We start from the raw sequence: 15,247 nt of genomic DNA on the forward strand, positions 1-15,247 counted from the left end.
CAGAGAAGATCGGCTATGCGAGCTGGAGTTTGCCTGCCAACGACGCATACAGCGGACTACTCCTTAACTGTCACCTGGTCAGGCGGAGGTGTGTTGACCTTCACGGTGTCGCTCCAGCTGTTCACTCGCAAATCCGAGACGCTCCTCACCTTTATGGATGAGCCCCGGCTCTCCGGCTCGGTCCGTGACGTCCACAGGCGCCGGATCAGGTGATCCTTTCCAACCCACAACCGCCACGACACCTTGATCTTCCGCTCGGACTTGTCAGGGCGCCCACCGAAGGGGATACGGATCAATGGATCGAGCCTGGCCAGCGCACCCAGCGTGATCGTGCCCTGATAGCGGACGCCACCATCGGCGGTGGAATGCTTGGCCGACGTGGTGGCCAGCACCGCCTTGAGGGTGGCGGGAGCGAGGGCATTGATCCGGCCCGCCCTCACCTGCGGGCGGTAGCTCTCATCCTCAACCAGTTCCCACTTGCCTTTCGATTTCCGCGCTTCGTCGCGCCAGTACCCACGGCCTTCCACTTCGATCCACCGCTGGATCGGGCTGACGGCGGTTTCATCGCCGATTCGCATGGTGACATCGATGGCCAGCACCTTGCCCTGATCGAATTCCGCTCGCCCACGGGCGCGATCAGCCGTCTTATGGCCTTTCTGATATCCGGACGTGATCACATGGGTCGAAACCGCAGAGTATCTCGCCCCATGGCCCTCGATCAGCGCATTCTGCAGCGCCACCACAGGATCCGACGGAACGCGCGCGGTCCCTGCCGCGGCAGCACCGCTGAACGGACCGACCAGACCTGCCGCCAATAGTGCGAACACCGACGCAGCGGACCAGCGTCTCATCGAGGACGTCCTCTCGTTGCACAGCTATCGTGAACAGGCAGGATGATCTTTGCAACGCGCGATCTCGACGAGGTCACGAAAGTGCGGCATCGGCCGGCCGATAGGGCAGACCCGACTGGCAGGTTCCGATAGCGCGTGAAGAAGCGAGGCATGCCCACTGCCTTGGACCGGCCGATCGAAGACGTTGCTGTAAACCGCTGCTGTACGGCCACGCAAAAGGCCCTCCGGGATCATCCCGAAGGGCCTTTTACCTGCTGTGCGGCCGGAGGTACTCGAAACCCCAACCTTCTGATCCGTAGTCAGATGCTCTATCCATTGAGCTACGGCCGCTCGCTGCGTAAGCAAGCATAGCGGACCTTCGGCAGTACCTCGAACCGGATTGCTGGTCAGGTCTCGGCGGACTCCGGTTTGCGGGGCCAGAGGGTGTAGCTGACCGGCCAGATCAGGGCGATCAGGGGGATCTTGAGGAGGTCTCTCGCGAAGGCGACGAGGTAGTCCGTGCGGGTCGGGTCGCCCACGAGCCAGGTGAGGGCCAGGACGATGCCCCAGGTCAGCACGTAGGCGAGGACGATGCGGAGCCACATCGCCCATTCGTAGCGGGCTCTGGGCATGCCGCCGGCCGGTGGCCGCGGGGGTGGGGGGCCGCCGGCGAAGCGGTGGTGGAACTTCGCGTCCGCCCAGCGGATCGTACGGTGGCCGAACACGATCGAGTACGACAGGTAGGCGGCCGCCAGGCCGTGTCTGAGGTCCGCCGTGGCGCCTCCCCGCATGTCGATGACGGCCGCTGTGAGCAGGATCACGTCCAGGAGCGGTACGCAGAGGAGCAGGACGGTGCTCAGGGTGCGGCGCTTCCAGAGGTAGCGGGACGCGAAGCCCAGGGCGAGGAGGACCCAGAAGCCGATCTCGCAGCCGATGAGGATGGCGACAATCACGCATTCCATGGTCGCGGGGGCGGCGGTCCCGTACATCGTCGGCGGATAGGAGCCTGTGGATACATCGAAGGGTGTATCCACAGGCGGTCTGGTGGAGGAGGGGCGCGGCGGCGCGGGGTGGTGTGATGGGGGGCATGCGGAGTGCGGGGTTGTGGGCGGTGGCCGCCTTCCTGGGCGGGGCGCTGCTCGTCGCGGGTGGCGCCGTCTTTCGCCATGGGGCGAACGAGTGGGCGCTCCTCGTCCCGCTGGCCTTGACGTGCGCCGGGGTCGCCGTGCGGTGGCGGACTCCGCTGGGGGCGTTGGGGCTGGGGACGCTGGGCGTGGTGGTGGACCTGTTCGTGGGGCCGTCACTGCCCACTTTGTTGATCTATACGGACAACATCTACACCGCGGCGCTCTATGGGCCCTCGCGGTTCGCGCGGTGGTTGCTGGGCGTGGCCTGCTGCCTGGCGGTGCTGGTGGGGGCGGTCGCCTGGTTCTTGACGGCGGACTGGCGGTCACCGGCGGTGTATGGGGTGCAGGCCGGTCTGGTGCTCATCTCGCCGGTGACGACGGCGATGGTGTTGCAGCAGCAGCGGGAGCAGGCGGCGGCCGAACGGGCTCGCGCGGAGCAGGTGGCGCGGCTCGCGGAGCTCGACCGGCAGGCCGCCATCGCGGCCGAGCGGGCGGCCATGGCGCGCGAGCTCCATGACATGGTGGCCAACCACTTCAGCGCCATCGCGATCCAGTCGACGGCCGTGCTCTCCCGCAAAGACCTTGATCCGCGTACGGTGCGGACGGTCATGGAGTCGGTACGGGAGAACAGTGTCAAGGGGATGGCCGAGATGCGGGCCATGATCGGGCTGCTGCGGCAGGACGACGACGCCGGGAATCGCGACGAGGCCGAGGATGGCGGCGACGCCGTGCGGCCTCGGCTGGCTGACGCCGAGAGCCTGGTCGAGCGGGCTCGGCGGGCGGGGATGACCGTGGAGTTGCGGGTCGAGGGGGAGCCGCGGGAGTTGCCGGCCTCCGTCGATCTGGCGGGGTATCGGATCCTGCAGGAGGCGCTGACGAATGCGCTGAAGCATGGCGGGCGGTCGGCCGGGGTCGTGCTGGGTTATGGGGCCGAGAGTGTGACGGTGGTCGTCGACAATCCCGTCAGCGGCGGGGGGACGTCTGACGCCCTGTCCGGTGTGGGCTCCTCTCGGGGCGCCGGCGGGCCTGGGGTCCCCTCTTTGGTCCCCGCGGGCGCTTCTTACGGTGCCGACAGTGCCGGTGGCGGCGGTCCTGGCCGGGCTGTTGATCCAGGATCTCGTGGTCGTCGTGGTGAGGTGTGGCTGCCGGGGTCGGGGGCTGGGCTGGTGGGCATGCGGGAGAGGGCGCTGCTCGTGGGGGGATCCTGCGAGGCGGGGGTGGTTGGGGTCGGGGGCGCTGCCGGTGGCTCTCCAGGTGTGGGGGCGGTCGTGGATGACGGCGGTCCGTCGTCTCGGGTGGCTGTCTGGCGGGTGGAGGCTGTTCTGCCCACGGGGATGGCGGCTGCATGATCTGCCGGGTTGAAGAGCGGTTGGGTGCTGCGGCTGCCGCCGTCAAGGTGGCTGCGTCCGTCAGGGTGGCTGCCGCCGTCAAGGTGGCTGCGTCCGTCACGTGCCGGCGGTCGGGCTCCTCGCGGTGGGTGGTGGGGTGATGGCCATCCGGGTGGTGGTGGCCGACGACCATGCCGCGGTACGGGCGGGGATCGTGCTGATCCTTGGCGGCGTCGACGACATCGAGGTCGTGGGCGAGGCCGCCGACGGGGAGGAGGCCGTGGCGCTCGCGCGGGAGAAGCGGCCGGACGTCGTGCTGATGGATGTGCGCATGCCGCGGCTGGACGGGATCTCGGCCACCCGGGAGCTGGCCGGGGTGGCGGATGTGTTGATCTTGACGACGTTCGACGTGGACGAGTACGTGTTCGGGGCGCTCCGGGCCGGCGCGGCGGGGTTCCTGCTGAAGAACACCGACGCCGAGAGCCTGGTCGAGGCCGTTCGGGTGGTGGCTCGGGGGGACGGGCTCATCTCGCCGGCCGTCACCCGGCGGCTGATCTCGGCTTTCGCGGACATGCCTCCGCCCCGTGATCGGCAGGCCGTGGCCGGGCTGACGCCTCGGGAGCGCGAGGTGCTGGCCTGCGTGGCTCGGGGACTGTCCAACGCGGAGATCGCCAAGGAGCTCGACATGGCGGAGGCGACGACGAAGACGCATGTGAGCAGAGTGCTCGGCAAGCTGGGGCTGAAGAGCCGGGTGCAGGCGGCGATCTACTACTCGGCCTACGAGGGGTAGCGGGCTTCCGGACGCCCAACGGTGAAAACAGGGTGATGCCCGTGATGAGTGCCGGAGAACGCCTGCGCGCCGAGGCGCCCGATCGTGCTGACCGAGCGCGGCGACACCGTCGCTGCCGTCCCCCTGGGGGGCCGCCGCCTCGGGGCCTACTCTCCGTCGGCGGTGGCCCGTAGGCTGGCCGTCGTGAGTTCTCCGCCGCCACCTCCCCCCGGGCCCTCCGGTCACGGTCAGCCGCCCCGCCAGACCGGTCTCGTGGTGGGGCTGGCGTGCGCGGGAGCCTTCGGCTACTGGGTCGTCAACCTGTTCGTGGGCCTGATCGCGATCACGTTCGAGTCTCGCGTCGCGGTCGGGGTGGGGGCGGCGGCCCTGGCCCTCGGGGCGCTGGGCGGCGGGGTCCTGCTGGTGCTGCGACGCAAGCCCTGGGCGCTCGGCCTGGGACTGGGGTTGATGATCGGGTGGGCGTTGGCCTCCATCGTGACCGCCGGGTTCTGCACCGGGATCAATCCGGAGCTCTACGCGTGATCCGCCGCCGGGCACGGGTGGTCACCGGCCGTGCGGAGGGCTCCGTCGTCATGGCGGGGTGCGCGGATGAGTGAGCCGCCGCCCCCGCCGCCTCACGGCGGGCAGCCCCCCTACCAGCCCCCGCCACCACCGCCTCACGGTGGGCAGCCGCCCCACCAGCCCCCGCCCCCGGGCTACTGGGCGCCGCCTCCCAGACCGCCGCGTGGCAACTCCCCCGCCCTCCTCATCGGCATGGCCTTCGCCGGCCTCGCCCTCTACAGCGTGGTCAACCTGGTGCTCGTGTTCGTCGTGCTCTTCGCCGCCATGAACAACGGCGGCAACCCGGCGTGGACCGCCGCCAGCGCTGTCGTCCTCGCGCTCGTGGGCCTGGGCGCGGGCGCCGGGCTGCTGTTCGTACGGCGGCCGTGGACGACCGGGCTGGGGCTCGGGTTGATGATCGGCTGGGCGTTGTGGTCGATCGTGTCGGCCGGGTTCTGCACGGGCATCAATCCGGGGCTGTACGGCTGACATGGTCATACCGCTGCATGAGGTGTTCGTCGGGCTCGGCGTTCTCGTCGCGTCCGTCGTGTTCGTCCGGGAGGCCCGCCGTCGCGGCGCGCTCAACGAGCAGTCGCTCGTGGCCGTCACCGGCGCGCTCGTCGGCGGCGCCATCGGCATGCGCCTGGCCGGCTGGATGGAGACGCTCAACCTTGAGGACCTCTGGCTGTACGGGTCCCGCAGCATCCTGGGCGGCCTGACCGGGGCGTACGTCGGCGTGCTGGTAGCCAAGCGGGTCATCGGCCTCCGGGAGCGCACCGGCGACCTGTTCGCCCCGGCCGTGGCGCTGGGCATGGCCGTCGGGCGCATCGGCTGCCACCTGACCGAGGCCCCCGGACGGCCCACCGACCTGCCGTGGGGCGTCCACGCTCCCCCGACCACACCCGAGTGCCCCGGTTGCCTGACCGGTCAGGCCATGCACCCGTCGTTCGTCTACGAGATCATCTTCCATCTCGTCGCGTACGGCGCCCTGGTGTGGGCGCGCGGCAAGGTGACGCGGCCGGGCGAGCTGTTCACGCTGTACCTGGCCGGCTACGCGGCCTTCCGGTTCCTCGTGGAGTTCACGCGGGCGAACGAGACCGTGTGGCTCGGGCTGACGCGCCCGCAGTGGTTCCTCGTCCCGGGGATGATCCTGCTGGCCGTACGGGTCGGGTACGGCTGGCGGCACGGCCACTACGATGCACTTCTCCGGCGGAAGGTGAGGATACGGGCATGAGCCCAGGAATGGGACTGCGGGGCGACCGCATCCTCAGGTACGTCAACGCGTTCTGCCCGCACTGCCACGGCCGCGACCTGGAACGCGTCGAGCGGCTCAGCGGCTACCTGGCGGTGCGCGACGGCCGGGTGTGGCTGGAGCGCGGGTGCCGTGAGCACGGCCTGGTCCGGACGCTGTACGACGAGGATCCGGAGATCCTGGAGTACCTGGAGGAGTGGACCGCTCCCACCAAGCAGCACATCCCGGATGTGTCGGGCAACTTCGCGCCCGTTCCCGCCGCGTACCTCCAGGGGCTGCCGGAGATGCAGACGCAGCACACGTGCATCCTGCTGGAGGACATCGCCGAGGCGTGCAACCTGCGCTGCCCGACCTGCTTCGCCGACAGCTCGCCCGATCTGAGCGGGATCGTCCCGGTCGCCGACGTCCTCGCGAACGTCGACCAGCGGCTGGCCCGCGAGAACGGCCGGCTGGACGTGCTCATGCTGAGCGGCGGCGAGCCGACCCTGCACCCGGAGCTCCCGCTGCTGCTGCGCGAGCTCACGCAGCGGCCGGTCACGCGCATCCTGATCAACACCAACGGCGTCCTCGTCGCCCGCGACGACGACCTGCTCGACCTGCTCACCGAGCACCGCGAACGGGTGGAGGTCTACCTCCAGTACGACGGCGGCTCGGCCGAGGCGTCGCGGCACCACCGGGGCGGTGACCTGCGGCGGCTCAAGGAGCAGGCCGTACGACGGCTGTCGGAGCGGGAGATCTTCACCACGCTGGTGATGACCGCGGCGCTCGGCGTCAACGACGGCGAGATCGGCGACGTCGTACGGGTGGCGCTCGACACGCCGTTCGTGGGCGGGGTGTCGCTGCAGCCGCAGTTCGGCTCGGGCCGCTCGGCGCGGATCGACCCGATGGACCGGCTCACCCACACCGGCGTGCTCAGCCGGCTCGGACCGCAGACCGGCGGGCTGGTGACCTGGCGCGACCTGACCGCGCTGCCGTGCTCCCACCCCCACTGCTGCTCGGTCGGCTACCTGATCCGCGACGACTCGCGGCAGTGGCGGTCGCTGGTGGCGCTGATGGGCCACGACCGGCTGAAGGCCAACCTGGGCCTGGTCGCCAACCGGATCGCCGACAGCGACATCCCGCGCGAGCTGCGGACGGCCGTACAGGAGTCACTGCTGGGGCTGCTGTCGGAGCAGTCGTCGCTGTCGCACCCGCAGATCGGCGACCTGTGGCGCGACATCTGCGAGAACTGCGACCTCGGCGTGTCCACGCTGCTCACGCTGGCCTCGTCGGCGCTGCCGGGCCGGCGCGCGAAGCTGCGCCGGATGCTGGGCGAGCGGGTGGTCCGGATCACGGTCAAGCCGTTCATGGACATCTCGACGATGATCGAGGAACGGCTCACGCAGTGCTGCGTCCACGTGGGAACGCGGGCGGAGCAGGACCAGTGCGCGCCGTTCTGCGCGGTGCAGGCGTGGCCGCAGCTCTCGGCGCAGCGGTTGTCGGCCGTGGCCTCGGAGCCCCGCACGCGGCTTCCCCTGGAGATCATCACGTGAAGAGCGAGCCGTACGACCCGCTGCGGCTGTGCGTGTACGCGACGGTCGCGCTGCTGGCGTGGCTGCTCGGGCCGTGGGCGGTGCTGGGGTTCGCCGGGCTGGGGTTCGCGGGGTACTGGAAGGCGCGGCGCGCCGGGCTGACCCGCAGCAAGTGCCTGCTGCGGGACACCCGGCTCGTGCTGGCCTACCTGGGACTGCTGGCGGTGGCGGCGTCCGTCGCGATCGTGCTGTCCCTCAGATGATCGTGCTGTCCTCAGGTGAGGGCGGGGGCTACTCGGCGGGGACGTACAGGCTGAGCGTCTCGGCGATGCAGGCGGGACGCCGCTCGCCCTCGACCTCGATCGTCATCTTGAGGTTGGACAGGTAGCCGGCGGGCGTGCCCTTGACGTCGGTCAGCTCGCCGGCGGCCCTGACGCGCGCGCCCACCGGCACCGGCCGGGGGAAGCGGACCTTGTTCAGGCCGTAGTTGACGCCCATGGCGATGCCCTCGACCTTGACCAGCTCCATCATGAACGACGGCAGCAGCGACAGGCTGAGGTAGCCGTGGGCGATGGTGCCGCCGAACGGTCCCTCCTTGGCGCGCTCCACGTCGACGTGGATCCACTGGTGGTCGTCGGTGGCGTCGGCGAACAGGTTGACCTGCTCCTGGGTGATCGTGCGCCACTCGGTCGGGCCGAACGTCTCGCCGACGGCCGACTTGAGCTCCTGTACGTTCGCGAAGGTCCGCATGGGCCTGAACGCTATTGCGCTGGCGGGACGGCTGCCAAGTCGAGCCGCCGGTACGGGCCGAACGCCCGGCTCGCCCCCCGGGCGGCGGATCTGTTGCGAAGATCTTTACCCGAAATCGTCGCATGGGTGTTCGAGTCCGCGCTACAGTTCTGGGAGTCGAATCGAACATGGGTTCGGCCAGGTGAGAGGGGGTGTGTCCGATGACGGCGACGGCGACGGCCCGCGCTCGGACACGCCGTACGGCTTTCTGCGCAAATCTACGACGGCCGCTATATCCGGCAATAAAGTCCGAGAGCGTGGACCCTGTGCGCAATCCCTACGCCCCCGGAGCCGGGCAGCGTCCCCCCGAGCTCGCCGGCCGTGACCGTGAGCTCCAGCAGTTCGAGGTCGTGCTGGAGCGGGTGGCCCGTGGCCGGCCCGAGCGCAGCATGGTCGTCACCGGGCTGCGCGGGGTGGGCAAGACCGTCCTGCTCAACACCTTCAAGTCCATGGCGATGCAGCGGCTGTGGGGCACGGGCAAGATCGAGGCCCGGCCCGACCAGTCGATCCGCCGTCCCGTCGCCGCCGCCCTGCACATGGCGGTCCGCGAGCTGGCCCCGCGGCACCGCGCGCCGGAGCGCATCGAGGACTTCCTCGGCGTGCTGAAGGCGTTCGCGATGCGCGACCCGGCCGCGGCCAAGGGCACCTCCCACTGGTCGCCGGGCATCGAGGTGCCGGCCAGCCGTGGCCGCGCCGACTCCGGCGACCTGGAGATCGACCTGACCGAGCTGTTCGTCGACGCGGCGAGCGTGGCCACCGACCTGGGCGTCGGCATCGCGCTGTTCATCGACGAGATGCAGGACGTGCCGGCGGCCGACGTCTCGGCGCTGTGCGCCGCCTGCCACGAGCTGTCGCAGTCGGGCGGGCCGCTCATCGTGGTCGGCGCCGGGCTGCCCCACCTGCCGAGCGTGCTGTCGGCCAGCAAGAGCTACTCCGAGCGGCTGTTCCGCTACGCCCGCATCGACCGGCTCGACCGGGAGGCCGCCGACCTGGCACTGATCCTGCCGGCCCGCGAGGAGGAGGTCGAGTTCACCCAGGACGCCCTCGACGCGCTCTACGAGGCGGCCGACGGCTACCCCTACTTCGTCCAGGCGTACGGCAAGGTGGCCTGGGACCTCGCGCCGCGCAGCCCCATCACGGTGGAGGACGTGCGGGTGTCGGCCCCCGAGGCCGAGGAGGAGCTCGCGGTCGGCTTCTTCGGCAGCCGGTACGAGCGGGCGACCCCGGCCGAGCGCGACTACATGCACGCCATGGCGCAGATCGGCGACGAGCCGGTCGCCACCGCCGAGGTCGCCGACGCCCTCGGCCGCAAGCCGTCCAGCCTGTCGCCGGCGCGCGACAGCCTCATCAAGAAGGGGCTGATCTACAGCGCCGAGCGCGGGCTGATCGCGTTCACCGTGCCGCATTTCGGGAGGTTCCTGCGGGCCCAGCCGATCTGAGCGGCACCCCTAATCCTCTATTGGGCTGTCTAGTGGGGAAGCTAGACAGCCCAATAGAGCCACATCGTGCATGCCGTCGTGGGTAATCTACGGCTGTCTAGCGTCATGCCGATACAGGGGTATATTCCGGCATCGAGCCGCTGTCCTGCCGGTCGACCACGGCCGCCCGCACCACCGGCCGGCGCCCGCTGAGGTACACCGCGAAGACCACGTCCCGGTTCCCCTGGCCGTCGAAGGCGAAGAAGCGCCAGCACAGCTCCCGCCAGCTGTCGTACGGCTCGGCCGCGGCCAGCTCCCCCTGGTGGGCGCGCCACGTACCGCTGCTCCTGAGCCGTGCCAGCGTCACGCTCTCGGCCGGAGCCCTGCGCCGCTCGCAGGGGGCGCGATAGCGCACCCGGTCCACCATCTCCTCCAGCTCCGGCGACAGCGCGACGAGCACGGCGACACCCGCGAAGGTGTACCAGGACGGCCGGACGAACACCGGCCACCCGGGCGTCTCCGCCCACACCGTCATCACCGCCATGCCGGTGAGCGTCACCGTCCGCGCGACCGAGCGCAGCCCCACGGGGGTGGCGCTGACCTCGCCGAAGCAGCCGCAGCCCGCGTCGGGCCGGCGTCTGCGCAGCTCAAGCAGTACGTACGTGGACAGCGTGAAGAACGTCACCGTGCCCCAGCGGAAGATCGGATGGGTGGTGAGCAGGAGCCCGGCGGCGAGCACCAGCTCGCCCAGGGCGCAGACGACGAGCGCGGGGGCCTGCATGCGACCCGGCACGAGGACGGCCGGCCCGAGCCGCGACAGCGCGCCCGGCTCCCCTCCGGAGCGCACCGTGATCACCTTGGCCACCGTCCCGAGGACGAGCAGCACGATCAGCGCCGGCTGCTGCGATGCCAGCACGAGCGTCACCCCAATCCGATCTGAGCGTTGAAACACCCCTTGACCAGTTCGCCGCCGAGCTCCACGAACGTCGAGGGTGACAGCTCGGCGACCCGCCCGCGCGGCGACGTCCCGCACTCCACGCAACGATCGCAGAACCGGCCGGCCACGCAACCGCAGGCGACGATCGGCACGTTGGCCGAGCGCCCGGCGCACTGGTTGTGCACCTGCACCAGCGAGCCCATCGCCAGGTACGGCAGGCCGGCGCAGGACACCTCGGCCTCGGGGCAGCCCGCGTCGGAACGCTCCATCATCGGGTACGCCAGGCCCCGCTCCCCCTCGTCGAACGCGTCGGACCAGGTGACGGTGCCGGAGACGCGCTGCTGGGTGCCGGCGTACGCGGGCGGTGCGGAGGGGACCGCGCGGGCCGGGTACGGGGGCTGCGAGGTGGCGGGCAGCAGCGCCAGGCAGCCGCCGTCGCGCCGTACGCCGATCGCGTCGAGCAGGTAGCCGGGCTCCAGCCGCGGGTGGCGCACCTGGAGCCGGCCGGCGGCGTGGCGGGGGACGGTGATGGTGCGGCGGCCCCGGTGCGGACCGCAGGCCAGCTCGACGGACAGGTCGGCGCGTCCCTCCACGGACAGGATCGTCCCGGTGATGCGGGTGATGCCGGCCCAGATCCGATCGACGACCTTGCCCTCGTGCAGGGCCCGGATGATCACCCTGGCGCCGGCGGGCAGGTCGGCCGGGGTGGTGTCGCCACCGTTCCAGGCGGTGGCCGAGGGGGTGATGACCAGGCGCTCCTCCCGGCCGTCGGGGGTCTCGACGACGACGAGGTGGGGGCTGACGTCGCGCAGCTCGCCCGTGACGGCGCGGACGGGATCGCCGTCGCCGGGGGCGGGTCCCGGCACTCCGGCCTCGCGGCCCAGGGCGGCGGCGGCGAGCAGCCTGCGCCGGTCAACGCTCGGGTAGCCCATCCCCATCCCTCCTCGTCGCCTCTAGGTTCACACGTCTTGGCCGGTCGCGTGGGGGTGACACCGCATAAGGGAGCAATTTACGCACTCACGGTGAAGGAGATGGCACCCGTCGTCGTACAAACCGCCACCGACCTTGACGGACCTTTGTCGTCGGCGGGCCGAATCCTGGATTCCGGTTCAGCCCGAACAGCGCGTTCGGCTGCGATTCTGACCACGATGCCGATCATCGAGGGCGAAGAGGAGTTCCGCGAGTACGTGCGCGCCCGCGGACCTTCCCTGCTGCGCACTGCCCACCAGCTCACCGGGCACCCGCTGGACGCCGAGGACCTGCTGCAGAACGCGCTCACCCGGACGTACCTGGCCTGGGAACGCATCGAGGACCGCGGCTCGCTCGACGGCTACGTCCGGCGGGCGATGGTGAACATCAACATCTCGCAGTGGCGGCGGCGCAAGGTCGAGGAGTACCCCTCGGACGAGCTGCCCGAGGTGGCGGTGGAGCCGCACGACTCCCACGGGACGTACGGGGAGGTCCACGAGCGGCTGGAGAGGGCGCTGGACGGGCTGCCCGAACGGATGCGGGCCGCGATCGTGCTGCGGTACTACGAGGATCTGACCGAGCCGGAGGTCGCTCGGCTGCTCGGGATCAGCGTCGGCACGGTGAAGAGCACGGTGTCGCGGGCCATGGCGAAGCTCAGGAACGAACTGGGCATCAGCGTCGCGGACCCTCAGGTCGCGAAGGTCGCCGAGGTCACCGGGGTCACTGACTTCCCTGAGACCCCTCCCCCGTCGTCCTCGCCATAGCCGTGCCGGCTGTCGCGCAGGGCCGTACGACGTCGCGGATCTTGCGCAGGGTGGCGAGGAACGCCGTCAGCTCGTCGTCGGAGAGCAGGCCGGTGAAACAGCTCTCGATGTCGCGCAGGTGCACCGGCAGCACCGCCTCAAGCCTTGCCCGCCCCGCGTCAGTCAGGGCCGCGTAGGAGGCGCGCCGGTCGGAGGAGCAGGCGACCCGTTCGACCAGGCCGTCACGTTCCAACCGGTCGACGACCCTGGTGACGCCGCTCGTCGACAGGCCGGTCTGGGCGGCGAGGTCGGTCATGCGCAGCCGCTGACAGGGCGAACGGCCCAGGCGCAGCACCGTCTCGAAGTCGATGTCCGACAACCCGGAAGCGCTCAGCGCGGGCTGCATGCGGGCGATCAGGCCTGCGTGCACCTCGGCCAGCAGTCCCATGGCGGTGAGTCGGGGGTCGTCGAGAGGGTTCACGTTCACACTCTAGCCGACGTTAGTTGACGCGAGGAATATTCCTCCTGTAGACATTTGTTGGCGCAAATATCCGCAAGACAAGCTCCACTGGAGGACCCCATGAGCACCCGTACCTGGGAGAACCTGACCATCCCCGCCCCGGGCACCTACAACCTCGACGCCGCCCACACCACCATCGGCTTCGTGACCAAGCACATGATGGTCAGCAAGGTGCGCGGCACGTTCGGCGAGTTCAGCGGCTCGGTCACGATCGCCGAGAACCCCCTGGAGTCGGCCGCCGAGCTCACCATCCAGACCGCCAGCATCAACACCGGCGTCGCCGACCGCGACGGCCACCTGCGCAGCGACGACTTCCTCGCCACCGAGAAGTTCCCGCAGATCACCTTCCGCAGCACCCGCGTCGTGCACCAGTCGGACGACGAGTTCACGGTCGTCGGCGACCTCACGATCCGCGACGTCACGCAGCCGGTCGAGCTCAAGGTCGAGTACGGCGGCGCCGGCACCAACCCGTGGGGCCAGGCGGTGTGGGGCTTCTCCATAACCACGGAGATCGACCGCGAGGCCTTCGGCCTGACCTGGAACCAGGCCCTGGAGACCGGCGGCGTGCTGGTCGGCAAGAAGGTCAAGATCGAGATCGAGGGCGAGGCCAACCCGGCCGCCTGAGGCATTTCGCATGGTAGGCCCGCCCTGACGACCCGGGCGGGCTCCATCCACAGGCCACTGTCCACAGGTTGTGGATAACGACTCGGGGGCATGTTGGGCGGCCGATGAGAAGGCTCGCGGGCCAACCGCTTTGCCGCCTCGCCAGAAGGCCGGTACGCTGTCCTGAGCCGCTTGGCTTCCAGGAGGATTCGCCTAGTCAGGTCTATGGCGCCGCACTGCTAATGCGGTTTGGTGGCAACACCATCCGGGGTTCAAATCCCCGATCCTCCGCAGGTCGAAAGGCCCTTCCCCGTAGTGGGGGGAAGGGCCTTTTTGATGTCCGGAGGCTGCGAGCGTCGCGTCGAGGTGGTTCGACGCAAAGGGCTTCGCCCTGAGGCGCTTCGCGCCGATGAGCTCAGACGTCGCCTCCAGTCGGGCCAAAGGCCCGACCCCTGGAGGGCCTCGCTCCGCTCGGACGCCTTCCCAACCACGCAAGCCGCCCAGTGGGCCCGGCGACGGAGCAGGAGAACTACCCCGCACGACGGGCACCGGCCCGGTCAGTCCCTCCGCAGAGACTGACCATGGGAAGAACCACCACGCCAAGCAGGTGGACACCCTGATGGGCTCCCGCCGTCAACGGCGTCGCGTCGATGAGTCGTCGGAAGTGGTCGACCATACTTTCGTTGATCCGCTGCTGAGCCTGTCCGCATGCCCGGGGTCCAGATGTCACTGCGGCGCTCATGTCGGGGATCTCGTCCCGGGAACCCACTCGACGCGCCGGTTGTCGTAGTTCAGCCGTTCTCCATGCACCACCACCCAGCGGGTCAGTTCAGTGTCATGAGCCACGCCGGCCCGTCATGGCCCTTCGCCACGTTTCTACTGGCGGAGGTCCTCGCCCTGCTGGTGCAGCAGGTGCAAGGTTCGAACTTGCGCAGGGCGACCCGACGGTTCACCGCCAAGAGGGGGCAGCCGACGGCCGCCACCGGCTAAGGAAGGTGCATTCGCCTCAAGCGAGTCATCCCAACTCGTGATGTCAGTCGCATGCCCTAGCGTGTCCACCTGCCAAAAGGCGGCCATGTCGCCATGGATCCCGGACAGGAGCGTTTACGTGGGTGTCTTCTATGAGTACTACCGCGCCGCGGACCGTGCCGCAGCCATCGTCCAGCCTGAGCATTCCCGCGATGTCGCGGATGCCTCGCTTGGAGTTCCGGAGTTCGATGTGGTGGTGACCAAAGGGATCGACCCCGTAGTGGTCCTGGGGCAGCTCGTCGCGTTCGCCGGCCAAGTCGACTATGCGGTTGGGCTTGTCGGGATTGTGGAGCTGTATCCACCTCCGGAGGGTGCGCCACGAAGCGATGAGGAGTGGGATGCCCTCCCCGAGGACTCCCCGTACCGGGAAGGGCCCGGCATCATGGAACTGTCGGCGCAGACTCGTGACATGCTCGCCGGTGTGGACGACGCCCGCCTACCGATGCTTGCGGAACAGTGGGCAGCCATCGAGGAGTTCTCTCACTTCACCGACGATGACGACGGGTACATGTTGTCGCTCACCAAGGATCTTGTCGGTCTGGCACGTCGAGCGAGAGAGAACGGTCAGTTGCTCTACTGCTGGTGCTGTTTGTGACACGCCTAGCAGCTGTGCCCGCTGTGCCTGATGATCACAGGGAAGCCTGCCAAATGTCTCGCATCCCAACCTGGTGCTAGGTGCAGTTCTAGAGAGCCTCGCTCCGCTCGGACGCCTTCCGAAGACGGCGAGCCGCCCAGCGCACCCGAGAACAAAGACAGGAGAACTCCCCCGGGTGACAGCCCAGAACCGGCCGGAGCCCGTCTGCAACCGACCATGGCAAAAGAGACGCCCATCCACCGCGCCAACCAGTTGCCCCCTGACCG

Annotated in this window: 17 protein-coding genes and 2 tRNA genes; 12 read left to right on the top strand and 7 right to left on the bottom strand. The window is 69.6% G+C overall.

Features of this window, described 5'->3' with window-relative positions:
- Window positions 1-56: 56 nt before the first annotated feature.
- The 3 genes from HD595_RS16025 to HD595_RS16035 form a co-directional block, all read right to left on the bottom strand.
- Window positions 57-851, bottom strand: a complete 795-nt coding sequence (locus HD595_RS16025; RefSeq protein WP_253769828.1) for a hypothetical protein — start codon at window positions 849-851, stop codon at window positions 57-59.
- Between the two features lie 257 nt (window positions 852-1,108).
- Window positions 1,109-1,181 (bottom strand) — tRNA-Arg (locus HD595_RS16030).
- 56 nt (window positions 1,182-1,237) lie between these two features.
- Entirely contained in the window at window positions 1,238-1,783 is a 546-nt protein-coding gene (locus HD595_RS16035; RefSeq protein WP_253769830.1) for a hypothetical protein, read from the bottom strand.
- Window positions 1,784-1,941: 158 nt separating this feature from the next.
- Here HD595_RS16035 and HD595_RS16040 point away from each other — a divergent pair, with 158 nt between their 5' ends.
- The 7 genes from HD595_RS16040 to HD595_RS16070 all read left to right on the top strand — a co-directional run bounded on the left by HD595_RS16040 (window position 1,942) and on the right by HD595_RS16070 (window position 7,641).
- A complete protein-coding gene (locus tag HD595_RS16040) occupies window positions 1,942-3,306 on the top strand; it encodes a sensor histidine kinase (RefSeq protein WP_253769832.1) in 1,365 nt (454 codons plus the stop codon).
- Window positions 3,307-3,445: 139 nt separating this feature from the next.
- Entirely contained in the window at window positions 3,446-4,075 is a 630-nt protein-coding gene (locus tag HD595_RS16045) for a response regulator (protein ID WP_253769833.1), read from the top strand.
- Between the two features lie 183 nt (window positions 4,076-4,258).
- Window positions 4,259-4,597, top strand: coding sequence for a hypothetical protein (locus HD595_RS16050; protein ID WP_253769835.1), 339 nt, complete (start codon window positions 4,259-4,261; stop codon window positions 4,595-4,597).
- 231 nt (window positions 4,598-4,828) lie between these two features.
- On the top strand, window positions 4,829-5,104 hold the full coding sequence (locus HD595_RS16055; RefSeq protein WP_253769837.1) for a hypothetical protein: 276 nt from the start codon (window positions 4,829-4,831) through the stop codon (window positions 5,102-5,104).
- A gap of 1 nt (window position 5,105) precedes the next feature.
- Window positions 5,106-5,849 carry a prolipoprotein diacylglyceryl transferase gene (locus HD595_RS16060; protein WP_253769839.1) on the top strand — a complete coding sequence of 248 codons (744 nt, stop codon included), beginning with the start codon at window positions 5,106-5,108 and terminating at the stop codon, window positions 5,847-5,849.
- Window positions 5,846-7,399: a radical SAM protein gene (locus tag HD595_RS16065; protein WP_253769840.1), complete on the top strand. Its 1,554-nt coding sequence runs from the start codon at window positions 5,846-5,848 to the stop codon at window positions 7,397-7,399. The genes HD595_RS16060 and HD595_RS16065 overlap by 4 nt, the downstream gene beginning before the upstream one ends.
- Window positions 7,396-7,641 (top strand): hypothetical protein, encoded by a 246-nt coding sequence (locus HD595_RS16070; RefSeq protein ID WP_253769842.1) that lies wholly within the window; start codon window positions 7,396-7,398, stop codon window positions 7,639-7,641. The genes HD595_RS16065 and HD595_RS16070 overlap by 4 nt, the downstream gene beginning before the upstream one ends.
- Window positions 7,642-7,669: 28 nt before the next feature.
- Here the strand turns inward: HD595_RS16070 and HD595_RS16075 are convergent, their stop codons facing one another.
- Window positions 7,670-8,128, bottom strand: coding sequence for a MaoC family dehydratase (locus tag HD595_RS16075; protein ID WP_175590899.1), 459 nt, complete (start codon window positions 8,126-8,128; stop codon window positions 7,670-7,672).
- Window positions 8,129-8,424: 296 nt separating this feature from the next.
- Between HD595_RS16075 and HD595_RS16080 the strand changes: the two genes are divergently transcribed.
- Entirely contained in the window at window positions 8,425-9,606 is a 1,182-nt protein-coding gene (locus tag HD595_RS16080; protein ID WP_253769844.1) for an AAA family ATPase, read from the top strand.
- 103 nt (window positions 9,607-9,709) lie between these two features.
- Here the strand turns inward: HD595_RS16080 and HD595_RS16085 are convergent, their stop codons facing one another.
- Both HD595_RS16085 and HD595_RS16090 read right to left on the bottom strand, forming a co-directional pair.
- The gene (locus HD595_RS16085) at window positions 9,710-10,501 is read right to left on the bottom strand and encodes a MauE/DoxX family redox-associated membrane protein (protein ID WP_253769846.1); all 792 of its coding nucleotides are present in this window, start codon (window positions 10,499-10,501) and stop codon (window positions 9,710-9,712) included.
- 5 nt (window positions 10,502-10,506) lie between these two features.
- Complete coding sequence (locus tag HD595_RS16090) at window positions 10,507-11,454, bottom strand: hypothetical protein (RefSeq protein ID WP_253769848.1); 948 nt, start codon at window positions 11,452-11,454, stop codon at window positions 10,507-10,509.
- A 216-nt stretch (window positions 11,455-11,670) separates the two neighbouring features.
- Here HD595_RS16090 and HD595_RS16095 point away from each other — a divergent pair, with 216 nt between their 5' ends.
- The gene (locus HD595_RS16095) at window positions 11,671-12,255 is read left to right on the top strand and encodes a SigE family RNA polymerase sigma factor (RefSeq protein WP_253769850.1); all 585 of its coding nucleotides are present in this window, start codon (window positions 11,671-11,673) and stop codon (window positions 12,253-12,255) included.
- Here HD595_RS16095 and HD595_RS16100 read toward each other — a convergent pair.
- Window positions 12,212-12,715, bottom strand: a complete 504-nt coding sequence (locus HD595_RS16100; RefSeq protein WP_253769852.1) for a MarR family winged helix-turn-helix transcriptional regulator — start codon at window positions 12,713-12,715, stop codon at window positions 12,212-12,214. The two genes, HD595_RS16095 and HD595_RS16100, sit on opposite strands and share 44 nt — an antisense overlap.
- A 99-nt stretch (window positions 12,716-12,814) precedes the next feature.
- Between HD595_RS16100 and HD595_RS16105 the strand changes: the two genes are divergently transcribed.
- The 3 genes from HD595_RS16105 (at window position 12,815) to HD595_RS16115 (ending at window position 14,981) form a co-directional block, all read left to right on the top strand.
- Window positions 12,815-13,378: a YceI family protein gene (locus HD595_RS16105; RefSeq protein WP_253769854.1), complete on the top strand. Its 564-nt coding sequence runs from the start codon at window positions 12,815-12,817 to the stop codon at window positions 13,376-13,378.
- A 181-nt stretch (window positions 13,379-13,559) separates the two neighbouring features.
- Window positions 13,560-13,648, top strand: a tRNA-Ser gene (locus HD595_RS16110).
- An 817-nt stretch (window positions 13,649-14,465) separates the two neighbouring features.
- Window positions 14,466-14,981 (top strand): hypothetical protein, encoded by a 516-nt coding sequence (locus HD595_RS16115; RefSeq protein ID WP_253769856.1) that lies wholly within the window; start codon window positions 14,466-14,468, stop codon window positions 14,979-14,981.
- Window positions 14,982-15,247 lie beyond the last annotated feature (266 nt).

The sequence above is a fragment of the Nonomuraea roseoviolacea subsp. carminata genome (genome assembly GCF_024172185.1).
GTDB lineage: Bacteria > Actinomycetota > Actinomycetes > Streptosporangiales > Streptosporangiaceae > Nonomuraea > Nonomuraea roseoviolacea.